This window comes from Alloyangia pacifica (genome assembly GCF_900116195.1).
GTDB lineage: Bacteria > Pseudomonadota > Alphaproteobacteria > Rhodobacterales > Rhodobacteraceae > Salipiger > Salipiger pacificus.
In genome coordinates, this window is sequence record NZ_FOZW01000006.1 from 141105 (window position 1) to 156056 (window position 14952).

Genomic DNA, 14952 nt, shown 5'->3' on the forward strand with positions numbered 1-14952 from the left:
CTGAATCGAGACCAAGATGAGCGACCTCACCACCAACACGGCAGCTCCCGCCGCCCGCGCGTCCGAGTACGACGCGCAGTTCGGCGACTATTTCGCCCTGCTCAAGCCGCGCGTCATGACGCTGGTGGTGTTCACCGCCTTCGTCGGCCTGCTGGCCGCCCCGGTCCCGGTTCATCCTTTCGTCGGCTTCTGCGCGATCCTCTTCATCGCCGTCGGCGGCGGCGCCTCGGGGGCGCTGAACATGTGGTGGGACGCCGACATCGACGCGGTGATGAAACGCACCGCGAAGCGCCCGATTCCCTCGGGCCGCGTGCAGCCCGGAGAGGCGCTGGCCCTCGGCCTCGCGCTCTCGGGATTCTCCTGCGTCTTCCTCGCGCTCGCGACCAACGTGCTGGCCGGCGGTCTGCTGGCCTTCACCATCTTCTTCTACGTGGTGATCTACACCATGTGGCTGAAGCGCTCGACGCCGCAGAACATCGTCATCGGCGGTGCCGCGGGCGCCTTCCCTCCGATGATCGGCTGGGCCGCCGCGACCGGATCGGTCAGCGTCGAGGCCGTGCTGATGTTCTGCCTGACCTTCATGTGGACGCCGCCGCACTTCTGGGCGCTCGCACTCTTCATGCGCTCGGATTACGACGACGCGGACGTGCCGATGCTGACCGTGACCCACGGCCGCCGCTCGACCCGCAAGCACATCCTCGTCTACACCATCCTGCTGGCGGCGCTGGCCATCGGCACCGGCTTCACCTCGGTGGGCGGGCCGATCTACCTCGCCGTGGCGCTGGTGCTGAACGCGCTCTTCCTCAAGGGCGCCTGGGACATCTTCCGCCGCGACGAGACCATGTCGGAAGCGGACAACTTCAAGACCGAAAAGAGCTTCTTCAAGCTCTCGCTGCTCTACCTCTTCGCCCACTTCGGCGCGATCCTGGTGGAAGCGGGGCTGGCCCGTTTCGGCATCGACCTTCTGGGAGCCTGGTAATGGGCATCGCGCACGAGCATGAACTGCATCAGCGCCGCCGTGGCCGCAATATCGGCGTGGGGCTGACCCTGGCCGCCTTCATCGCCATCGTCTTCGGGCTGACCATCGTCAAGATCGGCTCGGGCGACTTCTCGTCCGCAACCGCGCCCCAGGGCGCAGGCGAGGTGCAGAGTGGCAACTAAGGGGACGACGAAAACCCTCTGGTCGCTGATCGGCGTGGTGGTCTTCATGGGCGCCATGGCCTGGGCAGCGGTGCCCTTCTACAACTGGTTCTGCCGGGTCACCGGCTATGGCGGCACCACCAATGTCGCGGCGGGCGAATCCTCGCAGATCCTCGATCAGACCATCAAGATCCGCTTCGATGCCTCGAAGGACCGCGGCTTCCCCTGGGAATTCAAGCCGATGCAGACCGAGATGACACTGCGCATTGGCGAAGACGGCCTGGCCTTCTACGAGGCCTACAACCCGACCGACCGACCGATCGCCGGTCAGGCCGCCTACAACGTGGCCCCCTATGACGCCGGGGCCTATTTCAGCAAGATCGAATGCTTCTGCTTCACCGAGCAGGTGCTGATGCCCGGCGAGCGGGTGGAAATGCCCGTGAGCTTCTACGTCGACCCCGAGATCGTCAACGATCCCGACGCGAAGTTCGCCAAGCACATCACGCTGAGCTACACATTCTACGAGATCGACCTGCCAGAGGAGACGCAGGCCGCTCTCGCCAAGGAAGAAGCGGACACGAGCTCCGTGAACTGACCGCCTGACCAACGAGGGAAACGAGATGGCGCATGCAAAGAACCACGACTACCACATCCTGCCCCCATCAGCCTGGCCGCTGATCGGCTCCGCCTCTGCCTTCGTCATGCTGTTCGGCGCGGTGCTGTGGATGCATGACAGCGGGCCGTGGATCTTCCTCGCCGGCTTCGTCGGCGTGCTCTACACGATGTTCGGCTGGTGGTCCGAGGTGATCGCCGAAAGCCGCGTGGGTGATCACACCCCGGTGGTGCAGATCGGCCTGAAATACGGCTTCATCCTCTTCATCATGTCCGAGGTGATGTTCTTCCTCGCCTGGTTCTGGTCGTTCTTCAAACACGCGCTCTACCCGATGGGCCCGAACTCGCCGGCGGTCGATGGCGTCTGGCCGCCCGCTGGAATCGAGACTTTCGATCCTTGGCACCTGCCGCTGATCAACACGCTGATCCTGCTCTGCTCGGGTGCCGCCGTGACCTGGGCGCACCACGCGCTCGTGCATGAGAACAACCGCGAGGACATGAAGTGGGGCCTGATCATCGGCATCGCGCTCGGCGTGCTCTTCACCGTGTTCCAAGCCTATGAGTACAGCCACGCCGCCTTCGGCTTCTCCGGCAACATCTACGGCGCCAACTTCTTCATGGCGACCGGCTTCCACGGCATGCACGTGATCATCGGGACGATCTTTCTCTTCGTCTGCCTACTGCGGCTGATGAAGGGCGATTTCACCCCCGACAAGCACGTCGGCTTCGAGGCCGCCGCCTGGTACTGGCACTTCGTCGACGTGGTGTGGCTCTTCCTCTTCGCCTCGATCTACATCTGGGGCGGCTGAGACAGTCCAGCTGAACCTTCTCGTCTCACCGAGACCACAAACGCCCGCCGCTTCCGGCGGGCGTTTCGCGTATTTCCAGCGCAAGCGCCTGTGGCAGGCCTCCGGCAGGCGTATTTGAAAAGAGAAGAAGCAGGCGAGCGCGCCCCCCCTTCTTCTCTTTCCAAATACGCCGGGGTGAATGCGGCGCAGCCGCAGAGGGGCAGCGCCCCTGCCCTTCTGCCGCAGTCCGGTGTAGCTTTGCCCGGCGGCTCAATCGCGCCTTGATGTGCCCCGCGCAGAGGCGCTAAAGCAGGCAGGGCGCGCAGGCGCCCCGACCCACGACCCGAAAGCCGGACCCGGACCTAGTTGACCCGCTACCTCGCCCCCCTCCTTTTCGGCCTGATCGGCGCCGCGATCCTCGTGTCGCTCGGCAGCTGGCAGCTGCGCCGGCTGGAGTGGAAGGAAGCGGTGCTGGCCGAGATCGACGCCCGCATCTCCGGCGAGGCGCAGCCGCTGCCCCGGATGATCGCGCCCGACGAGCAACGCTACCAGCCCGTCGCCCTGCAGGGCGAGATTCTGCGCGGCGAGATCCGCGTGCTGGTCAGCCAGAAGCAGGTCGGCGCGGGCTACCGGATCATCTCGCCATTCCGGGTCGAGGGCGTGACAGGCGGGCCGCGCCTGCTGCTGCTCGACCGCGGCTTCACCGCCGACGAGAACAAGGACGCCGCGCGCAGCACTGGCCCGGTCACCGTGACCGGCAACCTGCACTGGCCCGATGACCGCAACAGCTCGACGCCGGAGAACGACGTGGCGGCGAACATCTGGTTCGCCCGCGACATCGGCGCCATGGCCGAGGTGCTGCAGACCGAACCGCTGCTCGTCGTCGCGCGTGAGATCGACCCTGCCGACCCGACCATTCAGCCGCTGCCGGTCAGCGCCAGCGGCATTCCCAACGATCACCTGCAATATGCCATCACCTGGTTCTCGCTGGCCGTGGTGTGGCTGATCATGACCGGCTACTACATCCGCCGGCAGTCCAAGACAGGAAAGGCCTGAGCCCCCATGAGCTCCATGCGCTATATCTCGACCCGCGGCAAAGCCCCGGCGCTCAGCTTCGAAGAGGCCATGCTCTCCGGCCTCGCCCGTGACGGCGGCCTCTACGTGCCCGAGACCGTGCCGGTGATGACCCCCGATGACATCCGCGCGCTGAACGGGCTGTCCTACGAGGAAGTCGCCTTCCGCGTCATGCGGCCCTTCGTCGGCGACAGCTTCAGCGACGAGACCTTCGGGGATCTCATCTCCAAGGCCTATGCCGGTTTCGGCCACAACGCCCGCGCGCCGATGGTGCAGCTGGCACCGAACCACTTCCTGCTGGAGCTGTTCCACGGCCCGACGCTGGCGTTCAAGGACTTCGCCATGCAGCTCATCGGCCAGCTGTTCCAGGAGGCGCTGACGCGCCGCGGCGAGCGGGTGACCATCGTCGGCGCCACCTCGGGCGACACCGGTTCGGCGGCGATCGAAGCCTTCCGCGGGCTCGACGCGGTGGATGTCTTCATCCTCTTCCCGCATGGCCGCGTCTCGGAGGTGCAGCGCCGCCAGATGACCACGCCGTCGGAAGCCAACGTCCATGCGCTGGCGCTCGACGGGCATTTCGACGACTGCCAGGCCAAGCTCAAGGACATGTTCAACGACTTCACCTTCCGCGACGAGGTGCGGCTGGCGGGCGTGAACTCGATCAACTGGGCGCGGGTGCTGGCGCAGGTGGTCTATTACTTCTCTTCGGCGGTCTCGCTCGGCGCGCCCGACCGCAAGGTCAGCTTCACCGTGCCCACCGGCAACTTCGGCGACATCTTCGCGGGCTACATCGCCAAGAAGATGGGCCTGCCGATCGACCGGCTGGTGGTGGCGACCAACCAGAACGACATCCTGCACCGCTGCCTCTCGACCGGCGACTACCAGACCTCGGAAGTGCACCCGTCGATCAGCCCGTCGATGGACATCCAGGTCAGTTCCAACTTCGAGCGCGCACTTTTCGACGCCTACGGGCGCGACGGTGCCGCCGTGGGCCAGCTGATGGACGAGCTGAAAGCGGGCGGCTTCCACGTCTCGCAGGGCGCCTTGCAGGCGCTGCGCGAGCATTTCGAGAGCGGCCGCGCCTCGGAAGAAGAGACGCTCGCCACCATCGCGCAGGCGCACAAGACCATGGGCGAGCTGCTCTGCCCGCATTCCGCCATCGGCGTGAAGGTGGCCGAGGAGCACCGCAGCCCCGCCGTGCCGATGATCACCCTTGCCACCGCGCATCCGGCAAAATTCCCCGACGCCGTGGAAAAGGCCAGCGGCCTCCGCCCGCCGCTGCCCGCGCGCATGGCCGACCTCTTCGACCGCCCCGAGCGCGTCACCCGCGTGCCCAATGACCTTGGCGCACTCGAAACCCTTATCCGGGAGCGTATCTCCAAGTGACCGTGCAACTGACCACCCTCAAGAACGGCTTCCGCGTCGTTTCGGAAAACGTGCCCGGCCTGCAGTCGGCCTCGCTTGGCATCTGGGTCACCGCCGGGGGCCGCAACGAGCGGCTCGAGCAGAACGGCATCGCGCATTTCCTCGAGCACATGGCGTTCAAGGGCACCAAGACGCGCAGCGCGCTGCAGATTGCCGAGGCGATCGAGGACGTGGGCGGCTACATCAACGCCTATACCTCGCGCGAGGTGACGGCCTATTACGCGCGCGTTCTGGAGAACGACACTCGCCTCGCCATGGACGTGGTCGGAGACATCCTGCTCAACCCGATCTTCGAGCCCAAGGAGATCGAAACCGAACGCCACGTGATCCTGCAGGAGATAGGCCAGGCGCTCGACACGCCCGATGACGTGATCTTCGACTGGCTGCAGGAACAGGCCTATGGCGGCCAGGCGCTGGGGCGGACCATCCTCGGCGAGGCGGCCAATGTGAAGGGCTTCGGCCGGGACGACCTCGCCGCCTTCGTCGCCGAGCACTACGGACCGGGCCAGATGATCCTCTCGGCCGCCGGCGCGGTCGACCACGAGGCGCTTGTGGCGCAGGCCGAAGGCCTGTTCGGCGGGATGGTTCCTCGGCTCGCACCGGTTGCCGAGAACGCCCGCTTCACCGGCGGCGAGATTCGCCGCGAGAAGACGCTCGAGCAGGCGCATATGGCACTGGCCTTCGAGGGGCCGGGCTACCGGGACCCCAGCTTCTACACCGCGCAGATCTACTCGATCGCTCTGGGGGGCGGCATGTCCTCGCGCCTCTTCCAGGAGATCCGTGAAAAGCGCGGGCTCTGCTACACGATCTTCTCGCAGACCGGTGCCTACGCGGAAACCGGGCTCAACACGATCTACGCCGGCACCTCCGGTGAGGAAGTCGGCGAGCTGGCACGGCTGACCATCGACGAGATGAAGCGCGCCGCCGACGACATGTCCCCCGAGGAGGTCGCCCGCGCCCGCGCACAGATGAAGGCCGGGCTGCTGATGGGGCTCGAAAGCTCGTCCTCCCGCGCCGAGCGCATGGCGCGCATGGTGCAGATCTGGGGCGAGGTGCCGCCAATCGAGGAGACGGTGGAGAAAATCGACAACGTCACCACCGGCGACGTGCGCGACTTCGCCGAGAAGATGGCAGCCGAGGCTCCTGCGGCGCTCGCGCTCTACGGGCCGGTCGGCAGCGCGCCCGGGCTGGGCGAGCTGCAGGCACAGCGGGCGGCCTGATGCTGGGTCGGCGGCGGAAGTTCAGGCTCGACAGCGAGCGCCTGATACTGCGCCCGCCGATGCATGGCGATTTCAACGCCTGGGTCGCGCTGCGGCTGCAGAGCAAGGAGTACCTCACCCCCTGGGAGCCATCCTGGGCCGAGGACCACCTGTCGCGGCGCGCCTTCACCAACCGGGTCTACTGGGCCACGCGGTCGATCAACGCCGGCTCGGCGGTGCCCCTGTTCCTCGTCCGGCGCGAAGATCAGGTGCTGGTCGGGGCGATCACCCTCGACAACATCCGCCGCGGCCCGGCGCAATCGGGCACGCTGGGCTACTGGACCGGCCAGCCCTTCTCGCGGCACGGCTACATGCGCGAGGCGATCGCCGCGCTGGTGCACCATGCCTTCACCGAGATGGACCTGAGCCGGATCGAAGCCGCCTGCCTGCCCGAGAACGTCGCCTCGCGCGGGCTGCTGGAAAGCTCGGGCTTCAAATACGAAGGCGTGGCGCAGAGCTACCTGCAGATCAACGGGCGCTGGCGCACCCACGTTCTCTACAGCGCGCTGCGGCTCGACCGGCGCGGCCGCACGCAGGTCGGCTGAGCAGGGCGCCACGGGCACGGGATTGCCGCGAATCCGCGCGTCGCGTGCCTTCGCCGAACGCCCAAAGCTTACCCCACGTAAATTTTAGCGCCGCGCGGGGCCATCCCGGCTTAGGCTGAGATCCGAAAGGAGCCTTGCCATGCTGCGCACCGCCCGCGACACGATGGTTCTCGCCGTCAGCGCCGGTCTTTCCGGCCTGATCTCTCTGCCCGCCGAGGCGCAGGAACGCCGCGCCTCCCATTGCATCGCCATCGCCGATGCCGCCCCGGGCCTGCAGTACCTCCACAAGGCCGCCTGGACCGATCCAGTGCCCGAGTATTCTGTGCGCATTCAATACCTGTCGCATGCCGCCTTTCTGATCCAGACGCGCGGCGGGCTGAACGCGGTCACCGATTTCACCGGCTACATCGGCAATGTGCCGATGATTCCCGACATCGTGACGATGAACCACGCCCACTCCAGCCACTGGACCGCCAACCCCGACCCGGCGATCCCGCACATCCTCGAAGGCTGGGGGGAATTCGGCGAGGGTATCGAACACCATCTCGATCTCGGCGAGATGCTCGTGCGCAACGTCTCGACCGATATCCGCTCGGCCTATGGCGGCACCGAGGAGAAGGGCAACTCGATCTTCGTCTTCGAGGTCGAGGGGCTCTGCATCGGCCATCTCGGCCACCTGCACCATGAGCCGAGCGACGAGCAATACGCCGCGCTTGGCCGTGTGGATGTTCTGATGGTGCCGGTAGACGGCGGCATGACCATGGCGCTCGATTCCATGGTCCGGGTGGTGGAACGGCTCCGCAGCTCGGTGATCCTGCCGATGCACTGGTTCTCGGGGGCCTCGCTGGAGCGCTTCATCGCCGATGTGTCCGACACCTTCCCGGTGGATCGGCGTGACACCTCTGAGCTGGTGATCGGCCTGCGCGACCTGCCTCCCCAACCGACCGTCATGGTGCTGCAACCCGAATGGCTGAGCGAATGACCCCGGCGATCCGCTGGACCTTGCCGGGTGGTGCCGTCACTATGACCCCGCGCCGCCGCCGGGTGGCCCGGTACAAGGAATCTTCGCCCATGCCCAAGTCCCGTTCCCCCCGAGCCGAGCGCGGCGCACCATGCTGAAGTCCGTGGTCTTCGATCTCGACGGCACGCTGATCGACAGCGCGCCCGACCTGCATCGCGCCGCCAATGTCGTGCTGCGCAGCGAGGGCCTGCCGGAGATCACCTTCGATCAGGCCCGCAGCTTCATCGGCAAGGGCGCCTCGGTACTCATTGCCCGCGTCGTCGAGACCGTGGGTCTAGGGGATGACCCGGAGGCGCACCCCCGCCTTCTTGGCAAGTTCATGCAGGAATACGAGCGCGAACCGGCGCTCACCGTGCTCTACCCCGGCGTGATCGACGCGCTGGCTCGGCTGGAACTGCTGGGCTGCGCCATGGGACTGTGCACCAACAAGCCCGAAGCCCCGACCCATATCGCGCTGAAGCACTTCGGGCTCGACCGGCACCTGCGCGCCGTGGCCAGCGCCGATACGCTGCCGGTGCGCAAGCCGGACCCCGCGCCGCTGATGAAGGTGATGGAAGACCTCGGCGGGCCGGGTCTCTACGTCGGTGACAGCGAGGTGGACGCCGAAACCGCCGAGCGCGCCGGCATGCCCTTCGCGCTCTTCACCGAGGGATACCGCAAGGCCCCCCTCTCCGATCTGACCCACGCCTATGCCTTCGACCACTGGGACCAGCTTCCCGGCATCGTCGCGCAGCATTTCGGCGCGATCGAGGCGTGACCCCTCGGGCGCTCAGCGCTTGACGGCGATCATGTCGATCAGCGCCGAGCGGCCGTTGTGGCCCTGCCCCTCGCGGATCTCCAGCTCGTAATCCTCGAGCACCTGCACCTTCATATCGGCAAAGGCCTTGCGCAACATCCCTGCCGTGTAGAGGTTCTCCACCGCCCCGGGACCGCCGGTGCCAAACTGCAGCTGCCGGGGCGTGTAACCGTGCAGCAGCAGCACGCCGCCCGGTTTCAGCGCCTGCTTCATCCTGTCAAAGAGCATCGCGCGGCCCTCCGGGCCGACGAACTGGATGAAAATGCCAACCACCAGATCGAACTCCGCCACCGGCCAGTCCCAGTCGAAGACGTCCTGCACCGCGTAATCCACCTCGACCCCGCGCTCGGCGGCGAGGCGACGCGCCTTGTCCACTGCGGGTGCCGAGCCATCGAAGGCGGTGACCTTCAGCCCCTGTCGCGCGAGATGCACCGAGTTGCGCCCCTCGCCGTCGGCGACGCAGAGCGCCTTTGCGCCCGGTTTCAACCAGTGATTTCGGCGGATCAGAACGCCCGAAGGCTCGGTTCCGTAAACGTAATCCTCGACGGCGTATCGTTCGTCCCACATGGGCGATGCTCCTGAAAATTATACACGTTTCAGATAGGAATTCGCCCGAAGGCGGCAAGCGCGCGGCAGTGCCTTCACGCCCTTTTGTCATTGACCCCGGGGCGGCGTGCTTGCGACAACATGACTCCATATAGCACGAAAGCGCCGCAGGTCGCGGCACAGAAGGAAAGTCCCGCGCAATGATCCGCCGCCCGATGCGCAACTGGCTGCCGCTTGGCCTCGCAGCAACCCTTACCGTCACAACTCCGCCTCTTGCCTTTGCCGAGGCGGACCCCGCCGATTGGGACGCCGTGGTGGCCGAGGCCGAGGGTCAGACCGTCTACTGGAACGCCTGGGGCGGGGCCGAGAATGTCAACGGCTTCATCGACTGGATCGGCGATCTGGCGCAGGACGAGTATGGCGTGACGCTGGAACACGTGAAGCTCTCGGACACCGCCGAGGCGGTGAGCCGGGTGCTCGCCGAGAAGAGCGCCGGCAAGGACGCGGGCGGGGCCATCGACCTCATCTGGATCAACGGCGAGAATTTCGCGGCGATGAAGCGCCAAGGGCTGCTCTACGGTCCGTGGTCCGAGGACCTGCCGAACTGGCAGCTCACCGACCCCGAGGCCAACGCTGCGCTGACCGCCGATTTCACAGTGCCGACAGAGGGTCTGGAGAGCCCGTGGGGCATGGCGCAACTGGTGTTCTATCATGACACCGCCCGCCTGCCTGAACCGCCGCGCACCATGTCGGCACTGGCCGAATGGGCCGCCGCCAACCCGGGCCGCTTCACCTACCCGCAGCCGCCGGATTTCCTCGGCTCGACCTTCCTCAAGCAGGCGCTGATCGAGCTGACACCCAACCCCGAGGCCTTGTCTGCCCCGGTCGATGAAGCCGACTATGACGCCGCCACCGCCCCGCTCTGGGACTGGCTCGACGCGCTGACGCCCAACCTCTGGCGGCAGGGCAAGGCCTACCCGCAGAACGCCCAGCGGATGATCCAGCTGATGGCCGACAATGAGATCGACATCGGCTTCGAGTTCAACCCCAACGCCGCCTCCAACGCCATCGCCAACTTCCAGCTTCCGGACACGGTGCGCAGCTTCGTGCTCGAGGGCGGCTCGCTGGGCAATGCCAGCTTCGTCGCCATCCCCTACAATGCCAATGCCAAGGCCGGGGCCATGGTGATCGCCAACCTGCTGCTCTCGCCGCAGGCGCAGGCGCGCATGGCAAGCCCCGACGAGCTCGGCTTCGGCACGGTGCTGGCGATGGACAATCTCTCGGACGAGCAGGTGCGGCTCTTCGACGAGATTCCCGTGGGAATCGCCACGCTGACCCCCGAGGAACTGGGCCCCACCCTGCCCGAGCCGCATCCGTCGTGGATGGAAAAGCTCGAAGAGGACTGGACCGCACGCTACGGCGTGGCCCCCTGAGTGGCGCTTTCGCTGACCCGCGCGGCGCCGGCCCTCACGCTGCTGGCGCTGCTCGGGCCGGTGGCGGCGGGTCTGGCGGGCACGCTCGCCCCGGCCCTCGGCCTGATGCCGGCGCTTGGCGGAACAGGGCTGAGCCTTGATCCCTTCCGTGAATTGTTTGACTGGCCGGGCCTGCCCCGTGCGGTGATCCTGTCGCTTTTCACCGGTCTCGCGGCGACGCTGATCTCGCTGACACTGACGCTGCTGATCTGCGCCGGGTGGCAGGGCACGCAGGCCTTTGCCGCGCTCGAACGGGTGCTCTCGCCGCTCTTGTCGGTGCCCCATGCCGCCGCGGCCTTCGGGCTGGCCTTTCTCATCGCCCCCTCGGGCTGGGTCGCCCGGCTGATCGCCCTGCCGCTGGGCTGGGAGCGCCCCCCGGATCTCTTGATCCTGCAGGACCCCTTCGGCCTGTCGCTGATCGCCGGGCTGGTGGTCAAGGAGATGCCCTTCCTGCTGCTGATGAGCCTCGCGGCCCTGCCGGCGCTGCGCCCGGCGCAGAGCGTCGCCACGGCGCAGGCGCTCGGCTACGGGCGGGTCACCGCTTGGGCCAAGGTGCTGCTGCCGAGGCTCTATGCGCAGATCCGCCTGCCGGTCTACGCGGTGCTGGCCTTTTCCATTTCGGTGGTCGACGTGGCGATGATCCTCGGCCCCGGCACGCCACCACCATTGGCCGTGCAGGTGCTGAAATGGATGAACGACCCCGACCTCGCGCTGCGCTTCCGCGCCTCTGCCGGGGCGCTCATGCTGCTGGCGCTCACCGTCGGAGCGCTGCTGCTCTGGCGCGGCGGCGAGATCGCCACTGCCCGGCTTTCGGCCCGCTGGCTGGTCGCTGGCGGGCGCGGCCACGGCGAACGGGTGCTGCGCGGTCTGGGGCTGGGGCTTGGCGCACTGTCCGCGGCGGCGGTGCTGCTGGGGCTGGTCGGACTGGCGGTCTGGTCCTTCGCCGGGCTCTGGCGCTTCCCCGAACTGCTGCCGCAGGGCTGGACGCTGCGCAGCTGGATGCGCCACGGGCCCGAGCTGCTGGCGCTCTTCGGCCGCACGCTGCTGATCGCCGCCGCCGTTTCCGGCATCGCCATGGCGCTGACCACCGCCTGCCTCGAAGCCGAGCAGCGTCACGGGCTGCGGCCCGGCGCGCGGGCGCTCTGGCTGCTCTACCTGCCGCTGTTGGTGCCGCAGATCGCCTTCCTGCCCGGGCTGCAGATCGCAGCGTTGCTGACCGGGCTCGACGGCACGCTGGGCGCGGTGATCGCCGTGCACGTGGTCTTCGTGCTGCCCTACGCCTTCCTGTCGCTGTCGGACCCCTACCGCGCGCTCGACCCTCGCTTCGCCGCGGTGTCCCACGCGCTGGGGCGCGGGCCGGGTGCCACCTTCTGGCGCCTGCGGCTGCCGATGCTGCTGCGCCCCTGGCTCGCCGCCGCAGCGGTCAGCGCCGCCGTGAGCGTCGGGCAATACCTGCCCACGCTTCTGATCGGCGGAGGCCGCGTGCCGACCCTGACCACGGAAGCCCTCGCCCTCGCCTCCGGCGGCGACAGACGGGTCATCGGGGTCACCGCATTGGCCCAGACGGCTGCGGCCTTCCTGCCCTTCGGGCTGGCGCTGCTGATCCCGGCGCTGGCCTGGCGCAACCGGCGGGGGATGCGGCATGGCTGAGGGGCTGAGCTTCGCTCACCTGCGCATCGACCGCCACGGCGCGCCGATGCTGTCGCTCGACGCGCGCGTCGCGCCGGGCGAGGTGTTGACGGTCATGGGGCCATCCGGGTCGGGCAAGTCCACATTGCTCTCGGCGATCATCGGCACGCTGGCGCCGGGGTTCACGCTGAGCGGGCAGATCACGCTGGACGGCACCGAGATCACCCTTCTGCCGCCCGAGCGCCGCCGCGTGGGCATCCTCTTCCAGGACGAGCTGCTGTTCCCGCACCTGTCTGTCGGCGGCAACCTCGGCTTCGGCCTGCCGCCGCGCCTGCGCGGCAAGGCCCGGCGCGCGCGGATCGATGCGGCGCTGCGCGACATCGGGCTGGAGGGTTTCGCCGCCCGCGATCCCGCCACGCTCTCGGGTGGGCAGAAGGCGCGCGTGGCCCTGATGCGCATGCTTCTGGCCGAACCCCGCGCGCTGCTGCTCGACGAACCCTTCTCACGGCTCGACGCGGCGCGGCGCGACCAGATCCGCAGCTTGGTCTTCGAGCGCGCCCGGGCGCAGGGCTTGCCGGTGCTGCTGGTGACCCACGACCCCGAGGATGCCGAGGCCGCGGGCGGGCGGGTCATCACCCTCGGCTGAGGCCCCTTGCAGGCCACGCCGATCCGGGAAATGGTCGGCACCACACGTGACAGGGTTCTTGGGAGGAGACCTGCCTTGGAAATCGGACTGGATCTCGGCACCAGCTCGGTGATCGGCCTGCTGTGCGAGGCCGGCGTCCCCCGGGCCGAGGCGCGGCGCGCGCTCACCACAACGTCGCCCATGCCCTACGCCTCGGAGCAGGACCCCGAGGACTGGTGGCGCGCGGCGCGCGAGGTGCTGGCCGAGCTGGTCGCCGGTCTGCCCGAAGGCGAACGTCGCAGCATCACCGCCATTGGCCTCTCGGGCCAGATGCACGGGGCCGTGCTGCTCGACGCATCGGACGCAGTGCTGCGCCCCGCCATGCTGTGGAACGACGGCCGCGCCCACGCCGAATGCAGCGCCCTCCGCGAAGCCCTGCCGGGGATCGGTACGCTGGCGGGCGTGCCGCCCCTGCCCGGCTTCACCGCGCCCAAGCTGCTCTGGCTCGCGCGCCACGAGCCGCAGGTCCACGCCCGCATCGCCCATGCGCTTCTGCCAAAGGACTACCTCGGCTACCGCCTGCACGGCGGCTACGCCACAGACCCCTCGGATGCCGCCGGAACGCTGTGGTTCGACCAGGCGCAGCGGTGCTGGTCCGGAGAGCTCTGCGCCATCTCGGCCACCGATCCCGCCTGGCTTCCCCCTGTGCTGGACGGCACGCAGGAGGCGGGACGGATCCTCCCCGAGCTGGCCGCCGAGCTGGGACTGTCGCCAAAGGTCCGGATCGTCACCGGCGGCGGCGATGCGGCAACCGGGGCGGTCGCCGTCGGCGCGGTGGAGGATGGCACCGGGCTGATCTCGCTCGGCACGTCGGCGCAGTTCCTGCAGGCCGGCACCGGCTACCGCCCCAACCCCGGCGCCTTCGTGCATGCCTTCGCGCACACCCTACCGGATCGCTGGTACCAGATGGCGGCGATGCTCAACGGCGCCCGCCCCATGGCCTGGTTCGCCGGGGTCGCCGGGGTCGAGATCGGCGCGCTGCTGCAGGAGGCCGCCGCCGTGCCCGAGGCCCGCGTGCCGCTCTTCCTGCCCTACCTCACGGGCGAGCGCAGCCCGCATGGCGATCCGCACATCCGCGGCGGCTTCTTCGGGCTGGAGGACAGCACAAGCCGCGCCGCGATGATGCGCGCGGTTGTCGAGGCGGTGGCCTTCTGCTTTGCCGATGCGGTCGAGAGTTTTGGAGCTGCCGCGCAGGGGCCGGCCGCGCTGCCTGCGCTCGGCGGCGGCGCGCAGAGCGACCTTCTGCTGCAAAGCGTGGCCGATGCCAGCGGGCTGACCCTGTTCCGCCCCGAGGGAGCGACGAGCGGCCCCTCGCTGGGCGCGGCGAAGCTGGCCGCGCTGGCGACCGGCGCGCTGTCGCGGGGCGATCTGGCGCAGAGACCGGACGCACGCGAGGTCTTCTCGCCCCGCGCGCAGGCGTCCCTGCAGGATCGTCTGGAAAGGTGGCGCGCGCTCTACCGCGCGCTGAAACCGCTGGCGCAGCCGGGCTGATCAGGCGCTCTTGAGCCGGTCCTCGATCGCCTGTGCGTAATCGGCCATGCGCACACGGAACTTCTTTTCAAGGTTGGCGCGCGCCAGCTTCAGCGATTGTACCATGAGCCGCGCCGAGAGCGTCTTGGGCTTCAGCTCGAGGTCCATGGCGACGCGGGTACGGCTGCGTGACAGCGCCACGAACTCGATCCGCGTCAGCACCTCCAGCCCGTCCGTGAGGCTGCGGTAGACCAGCAGGTTTGGGGCGTCCTCCTCGACCAGGGTAATGTCGGCAGAGCGCGCCTTGCCCCGGAAGTTGAACACCGCGTGCCAGGCGTGGCTGCCCTCGCCTGCCGGGTTGATCCGCCGCAGCTCGATCCCGCGGCGCATGATCTGCCGCTCGAGGTGTTCGAAGTTGGTCGCCTCCGCGTAGACGCGCTCGACCGGAACCTCGATGTCTTCCTTGGTAGAGATGTCCATCGCCTGCCTC

Annotated in this window: 16 protein-coding genes; 14 read left to right on the plus strand and 2 right to left on the minus strand. The window is 68.1% G+C overall.

Annotated elements, in window-relative coordinates:
- Positions 1-16 precede the first annotated feature (16 nt).
- The 10 genes from cyoE to gph all read left to right on the plus strand — a co-directional run bounded on the left by cyoE (position 17) and on the right by gph (position 8621).
- A complete protein-coding gene (gene cyoE, locus BM397_RS13930) occupies positions 17-979 on the plus strand; it encodes a heme o synthase (RefSeq protein ID WP_092425173.1) in 963 nt (320 codons plus the stop codon).
- Positions 979-1161 carry a cytochrome c oxidase system small membrane protein gene (locus BM397_RS13935; RefSeq protein ID WP_092425171.1) on the plus strand — a complete coding sequence of 61 codons (183 nt, stop codon included), beginning with the start codon at positions 979-981 and terminating at the stop codon, positions 1159-1161. The genes cyoE and BM397_RS13935 overlap by 1 nt, the downstream gene beginning before the upstream one ends.
- Positions 1151-1735, plus strand: a complete 585-nt coding sequence (locus tag BM397_RS13940; RefSeq protein ID WP_092425169.1) for a cytochrome c oxidase assembly protein — start codon at positions 1151-1153, stop codon at positions 1733-1735. Before BM397_RS13935 ends, BM397_RS13940 begins: the two co-directional genes overlap by 11 nt.
- A 25-nt stretch (positions 1736-1760) precedes the next feature.
- Complete coding sequence (locus BM397_RS13945; RefSeq protein WP_092425167.1) at positions 1761-2561, plus strand: cytochrome c oxidase subunit 3; 801 nt, start codon at positions 1761-1763, stop codon at positions 2559-2561.
- Between the two features lie 345 nt (positions 2562-2906).
- Positions 2907-3596: an SURF1 family protein gene (locus BM397_RS13950; RefSeq protein WP_092425165.1), complete on the plus strand. Its 690-nt coding sequence runs from the start codon at positions 2907-2909 to the stop codon at positions 3594-3596.
- A 15-nt stretch (positions 3597-3611) separates the two neighbouring features.
- The gene (thrC, locus tag BM397_RS13955; RefSeq protein ID WP_092425524.1) at positions 3612-5000 is read left to right on the plus strand and encodes a threonine synthase; all 1389 of its coding nucleotides are present in this window, start codon (positions 3612-3614) and stop codon (positions 4998-5000) included.
- On the plus strand, positions 4997-6259 hold the full coding sequence (locus tag BM397_RS13960; protein WP_092425163.1) for a M16 family metallopeptidase: 1263 nt from the start codon (positions 4997-4999) through the stop codon (positions 6257-6259). The genes thrC and BM397_RS13960 overlap by 4 nt, the downstream gene beginning before the upstream one ends.
- Positions 6259-6843, plus strand: coding sequence for a GNAT family N-acetyltransferase (locus BM397_RS13965; protein ID WP_092425161.1), 585 nt, complete (start codon positions 6259-6261; stop codon positions 6841-6843). The genes BM397_RS13960 and BM397_RS13965 overlap by 1 nt, the downstream gene beginning before the upstream one ends.
- A 139-nt stretch (positions 6844-6982) precedes the next feature.
- Positions 6983-7825 carry an MBL fold metallo-hydrolase gene (locus BM397_RS13970; RefSeq protein ID WP_092425158.1) on the plus strand — a complete coding sequence of 281 codons (843 nt, stop codon included), beginning with the start codon at positions 6983-6985 and terminating at the stop codon, positions 7823-7825.
- A gap of 130 nt (positions 7826-7955) precedes the next feature.
- The gene (gph, locus tag BM397_RS13975; RefSeq protein WP_092425156.1) at positions 7956-8621 is read left to right on the plus strand and encodes a phosphoglycolate phosphatase; all 666 of its coding nucleotides are present in this window, start codon (positions 7956-7958) and stop codon (positions 8619-8621) included.
- A 12-nt stretch (positions 8622-8633) separates the two neighbouring features.
- On the opposite strand, the gene BM397_RS13980 is transcribed toward gph, so the two are convergent.
- A complete protein-coding gene (locus BM397_RS13980; RefSeq protein WP_092425154.1) occupies positions 8634-9227 on the minus strand; it encodes an SAM-dependent methyltransferase in 594 nt (197 codons plus the stop codon).
- A 179-nt stretch (positions 9228-9406) separates the two neighbouring features.
- Between BM397_RS13980 and BM397_RS13985 the strand changes: the two genes are divergently transcribed.
- The 4 genes from BM397_RS13985 to xylB all read left to right on the plus strand — a co-directional run bounded on the left by BM397_RS13985 (position 9407) and on the right by xylB (position 14483).
- The gene (locus BM397_RS13985; RefSeq protein WP_425425939.1) at positions 9407-10639 is read left to right on the plus strand and encodes an ABC transporter substrate-binding protein; all 1233 of its coding nucleotides are present in this window, start codon (positions 9407-9409) and stop codon (positions 10637-10639) included.
- Positions 10640-12328, plus strand: a complete 1689-nt coding sequence (locus BM397_RS13990; protein ID WP_245696079.1) for an ABC transporter permease — start codon at positions 10640-10642, stop codon at positions 12326-12328. It begins immediately after the preceding gene.
- Positions 12321-12953 carry an ATP-binding cassette domain-containing protein gene (locus BM397_RS13995; RefSeq protein ID WP_092425152.1) on the plus strand — a complete coding sequence of 211 codons (633 nt, stop codon included), beginning with the start codon at positions 12321-12323 and terminating at the stop codon, positions 12951-12953. Before BM397_RS13990 ends, BM397_RS13995 begins: the two co-directional genes overlap by 8 nt.
- Positions 12954-13028: 75 nt before the next feature.
- On the plus strand, positions 13029-14483 hold the full coding sequence (xylB, locus tag BM397_RS14000) for a xylulokinase (RefSeq protein ID WP_176806661.1): 1455 nt from the start codon (positions 13029-13031) through the stop codon (positions 14481-14483).
- Here xylB and BM397_RS14005 read toward each other — a convergent pair whose 3' ends face one another.
- Positions 14484-14942 carry an SRPBCC family protein gene (locus BM397_RS14005; protein ID WP_092425148.1) on the minus strand — a complete coding sequence of 153 codons (459 nt, stop codon included), beginning with the start codon at positions 14940-14942 and terminating at the stop codon, positions 14484-14486.
- Positions 14943-14952 lie beyond the last annotated feature (10 nt).